This is a genomic window from Microcoleus sp. PH2017_05_CCC_O_A (genome assembly GCF_020738785.1).
Taxonomy (GTDB): domain Bacteria; phylum Cyanobacteriota; class Cyanobacteriia; order Cyanobacteriales; family Microcoleaceae; genus Microcoleus.
In genome coordinates, this window is record NZ_JAEQCB010000327.1 from 1 (window position 1) to 1,348 (window position 1,348).

Annotated in this window: 2 protein-coding genes; both read left to right on the plus strand. The window is 47.3% G+C overall.

Annotated elements, in window-relative coordinates:
* Positions 1 to 26: 26 nt before the first annotated feature.
* Positions 27 to 887 (plus strand): hypothetical protein, encoded by an 861-nt coding sequence (locus JGK20_RS34375; protein ID WP_293233869.1) that lies wholly within the window; start codon positions 27 to 29, stop codon positions 885 to 887.
* 62 nt (positions 888 to 949) lie between these two features.
* Positions 950 to 1,348: hypothetical protein (locus JGK20_RS34380; protein ID WP_293233871.1), on the plus strand; the 399-nt coding region annotated here is incomplete at its 3' end.

Genomic DNA, 1,348 nt, shown 5'->3' on the forward strand with positions numbered 1-1,348 from the left:
GGCGCCATTATATAACTTACGGCTAGGTGAATCCCGCAAACCCATTTTCACCAACCTATCACCAAGTCACCCAAACCATCCCAGTCGGCACAGCCCCAAGCGGTTTGCGGCAAATCGCCCTTAGCAGCGACGGCAAAAAGCTATTTGTTACCGCACCAAACGGCGCGAACAGCAAGATTTACGCCGTTAACATCGACCCCAAAGACCGACCAATCAGCCCCGGCGCGAACCCCAAAAAATGGAATCAATTAATTGGAACTGTAACAGCCGATGAAGGCGTAGAAGGATTAGCTGCTACGGTCGATCCGCTGAAAATGACATTTACAAACAGCGGCAAAGATAGCAAAGGATTTGGGGTACTGGATATTACCAATAACGACCCCGTAAGTTTTGCTGCTACTACTCGATATACAAATTTAGGGCTGGGTTCAACTTTTGATTACTTCGATGTGAATGAGGGAGTTTCGGTAACAGTTTTACCGGATGCGAGTTATGCGTTTGTTGTGGGTCGGAATGCGGATACGAAATTTTTCGGTCAGGAAATACCCAGCATAGATGGAGACCCGCGGGCCGGTAGCAATATCGGCATTATCAAAAACCCGCTGACGAATCCGCAATTAGTAGCAGCAACTCGACCAATTCCAGATGGATTTGCTACAGACTTAGCGCTGTCAAGTGATAGCAAGTTTCTTTACGCTTCCTATCCAAATTTAAGCGGTGCGAATGGCAAAGTTTATGTTTTTGATGTGGAGGAATTTGTCAAAACGCTGACCAACCCCAGTCAATTCCAAGTAGATAATAAAGGTCGGGGTGTTGGGCTGCCGTTGTTTAACAGCGCTACGGCACGAAATGCTACGTTAGTGTTGCTGCTGATTTTCAGATTCTGACCGACGCGAACAATCAATATACTTACGGCGTGCCGCCGGGAAGTAAGAAAGCTCCCGTTTCTGTGACTAACCCTCGCGGTTTGGCGGCGACACCGCTGGATTGGCTGGATTTGACAGGGCCTATTGGTACTAGCGAGACTTCAGAAAATCCCCTTACCCCAAAGTTCCAATGGACTTTTGACAATCTACCTACTCAGGACATTGAAGAGGTTAATCTCTTCGTCAGCGTGTTCGATGAAGGTGAGGGTTTATTGCCCTGGGATGAAGTTGTCGATTTACCCGACCCTGACGGTAACGAATTCCTCTCCAATCAAGGATTGAGCAAACCCCAGCAGTTAGATTTACTGACAAAACCTTGGAGTACATCTTCTTACCACGGTCAAGAAAACGATTTCAATCCCAACCGCATTTTAACTGCGACTTGGCAGAAAGATAGCACCAATATCGGCAAGTGGACTTTC